Raw genomic sequence first — 3,510 nt, 5'->3', positions numbered from 1 at the left:
ATATCTCCGGATGGCGTCTTTCGCTGGCATTTCCTCCGTTAAGTTTACGATGCCCTCTGACGATATCCAAACCCTTTTCTATCGTACGTCCGAGAGTCCAGCTTAGCGCCGGGTCGAGGCTCACGACCCTGAAAGCCGACAGACGATGGCTTTATCGAAGCATACAACAGAAAGCTTCGTGGCGAGTGCCTGCACGTCCAGCGGTTCTATCCCTTTGCCGATGCGTCAAGAGATGGAGATGTAGAGCCAACGCTTTACGAGGGTTGTCCCCATTCGGCAATCGAATATAATGTTCTGATTGCCATGCATAATCCTGGGATGTTGCAGTTCGCTGTCCTGATCGTCGCACTGTAGCTGTTTTCGGGTCGGCGTACTCAGCTGCCACCACTAAACTGGCAGCAACGATCAACGGAGATCTCGCTTGCGTATTTCCCATCTTCAACGACTGGAAGCGGAGGCCGTCCATATCTTTAGGGAAGTGGTGGCAAGCTTTTCTCGACCGGTGATGCTTTACTCGGTCGGCAAAGACTCTTCGGTGATGCTCCATTTGGCTAGGAAGGCGTTTTTCCCTGCAAAGCCGCCCTTCCCCTTTCTACATGTCGATACGACATGGAAGTTCCGTGAGATGATCGCATTTCGCAACAAGACCGCTGCGGAACTTGGCTTGGATCTAATCATCCATATCAACCCGGACGGGCTGCTGCAGAACATCAGCCCTTTCGTGCATGGCTCTGACACCCATATTCACATCATGAAGACGCTGGGGCTCCGACAGGCGCTGGACACCTTCAAGTTTGATGCTGCCTTCGCTGGCGCCCGGCGGGATGAAGAGAAATCGCGCGCCAAGGAGCGAATCTTCTCGTTTCGAAACAGCCAGCATGCCTGGAATCCGAAAATCCAGCGTCCCGAAATGTGGAAGACCTACAACACCTGCATCAACCCGGGTGAATCTATCAGGGTATTCCCGCTCTCGAACTGGACTGAACTCGACATCTGGCAGTACATCCTTAAGGAAAACATTCCGATTGTCCCACTTTATTTTGCGATGATGCGCCCCGTGGTCGAGCGCGACGGAACGTTGATTATGGTCGACGATGACCGCATGTCGCTTTGCCCGCACGAGCGGGTCGAGGAGCGGCTGGTCCGCTTCCGCACGCTCGGTTGCTACCCACTCACCGGAGCAATTGAATCTGATGCCGCCACCATTGAGGATGTCGTCGCTGAAACGCTCGTTGCCCGAACCTCCGAGCGTCAGGGACGGGTGATCGATAAGGACGAATCAAACTCAATGGAGAAGAAGAAGAAGGAGGGGTATTTCTGATGTACGACCTCTCTGAGGACCCTCTTTCCCCCTCCGTTTTCGAGTATCTACAACAGCAGGAGACCAAATCGTTGCTGCGTTTCCTGACTTGCGGCTCGGTTGACGACGGCAAGTCAACCTTAATCGGGCGCCTGCTCTATGACACCAAACGAGTCTTCGAAGATCAACTGACAGCGCTGGAGAGCGACAGCAAAAGACATGGTACCACCGGCGACGATATCGATTTCGCCTTGCTCGTGGACGGCCTAGAGGCAGAGCGTGAACAGGGAATTACTATTGACGTCGCCTACCGCTTCTTTGCTACCGAAAAACGCAAGTTCATCGTTGCCGACACGCCTGGGCATGATGAGTACACACGCAACATGGCGACAGGCGCCTCGACTGCAGACCTCGCGATTTTGCTGATTGACGCGCGTCAGGGGATACTTCCCCAGACGCGACGCCATTCGTTGATCGCCTCGATGCTCGGCATCCGCAACGTCGTGCTGGCGGTCAACAAGATCGATTTGGTGGAATATGACGAAACCGTCTTCCACCAGATCGTCTCCGACTATTCCAAACTTTCAGCCAGCCTTGAACTTGCGACTATTCTGTCGATCCCGATGTCGGCCCGTTTCGGTGACAATGTCATCCGACGCTCGCCAAATACGCCGTGGTACATAGGTCCAACGCTGCTTCAGCATCTGGAAACGGTCGCCGTCGACAACGACTATCTCGACAAGGCTTTTCGCTTCCCGGTCCAATATATTTCCCGGCCAGATCTCAATTTTCGGGGTTTCGCTGGTCAGGTCGCCTCAGGTAAAATTGCCGTTGGTGATCCGGTCGTGGTGGCGAAGTCGGGGATGCTATCTTATATCAGGGAGATCGTGACGATGGACGGGACCTTCGTTGAGGCCCGCGAAGGCCAGGCAGTGACGATCGTACTTGCGGACCAGGTGGATGTATCGCGCGGCGACATGCTGGTGGCACCGGACAACCGACCGGAGGTTGCCGACCAGTTTCAGGCCCGTATCATTTGGTTCGATATCAACCCTCTCATTCCCGGGAGCAGCTATACTCTGCGCACCGAATGCGAGAGTGTGACGGCAAATATCACGAGCCTGAAGCACAGCATCGACGTCAACACCTTTGCGCATACGGCCGCAAAATCGCTGGCGATAAACGAGTTTGGCGTGTGCAATTTGTCACTGCATGTGCCTATCGCCTTCGATGCATATAAGGACAACCGGTTCACCGGCAATTTCATTCTGATAGACCGCTTCACGAATGCAACGGTCGGCGCCGGGATGATCGATTTTCCGCTGCGCCGCGCCCAAAACATCCACTTGCAGGCGCTTGATGTCAGCAAGCGCTCGCGTTCTGAACTGATGCACCAGAAGCCCGCGGTGCTGTGGTTCACCGGTCTCTCTGGATCGGGCAAGTCCACGATCGCCAACAATCTAGAGAAAATCCTGCATGCTAATGGCCGCCACACTATCCTCCTCGATGGCGACAATGTCCGTCTCGGACTAAACCGCGACCTTGGCTTCACCGATGCGGATCGGGTGGAGAACATCCGCCGGGTGGCGGAGGTCGCCAAGCTGATGACACACGCCGGACTGATCGTGATCGTGTCATTTATCGCCCCTTTCCGGTCGGAGCGACGACTAGCGCGTGAACTGATGGAGCCAGGAGAATTTGTTGAGATCTTCGTCGATACCCCACTGGAGGAGTGTGTGCGCCGTGATCCCAAAGGTCTATACAGCCGAGCTCTCGCCGGCGGCATCACCAATTTCACCGGCATCGACTCTACCTACGAGCCGCCCGAGAAACCAGATATCCAACTTAAGACGCTTGACGCAGGCCCTGTAGAATTGGCGATGGAGATCCATGATTTCCTCAAGGCTCGTGCATTCATTCAGTAACATTTACGTCGTGTCATCATTCTGGGGCCTGTCGCAAATTTTTTGCGCTTAATGGTATGTTGACCACTCGAAGAGAAATTACGGCTCCGGAAGTTGCGGAGCGAGCCGATGATTCTGAATTCCATTGCCGAAAAGCTGGAGCGCCAGTCAAAGGATGATTTCAAGGGGCGGCACTTCGAGGCATGGTTGGTCGTGCAGGCGGCTGCCTGGTACCTCCGCTATCCGCTCAGCTATCGGGATCTGGAAGAGATGTTTCGCGAGCGCGGGTTTGAGGTCGATCACAGC

The 3,510-nt window shown here is 54.8% G+C and carries 2 protein-coding genes and 1 pseudogene; all 3 read left to right on the top strand.

Annotated features, from left to right (window positions below; all coding sequences use genetic code 11):
• Positions 1-421 precede the first annotated feature (421 nt).
• Positions 422-1,321, top strand: a complete 900-nt coding sequence (gene cysD / locus PDO_RS11305; protein WP_009109394.1) for a sulfate adenylyltransferase subunit CysD — start codon at positions 422-424, stop codon at positions 1,319-1,321.
• Complete coding sequence (gene cysN / locus PDO_RS11300; protein ID WP_009109392.1) at positions 1,321-3,225, top strand: sulfate adenylyltransferase subunit CysN; 1,905 nt, start codon at positions 1,321-1,323, stop codon at positions 3,223-3,225. The genes cysD and cysN overlap by 1 nt, the downstream gene beginning before the upstream one ends.
• Positions 3,226-3,333: 108 nt before the next feature.
• A pseudogene (locus PDO_RS11295) lies at positions 3,334-3,510 on the top strand (IS6 family transposase); the annotation flags it as partial.

It is taken from the genome of Rhizobium sp. PDO1-076, from assembly GCF_000247475.1.
Taxonomy (GTDB): domain Bacteria; phylum Pseudomonadota; class Alphaproteobacteria; order Rhizobiales; family Rhizobiaceae; genus Allorhizobium.
This window is presented reverse-complemented; position numbering and strand designations above follow the sequence as displayed.

Bases quoted from the DNA above. Each gene is read 5' to 3' on its own strand.
- cysN (WP_009109392.1), top strand. From the start codon at position 1,321: ATGTACGACCTCTCTGAGGACCCTCTTTCCCCCTCCGTTTTCGAGTAT.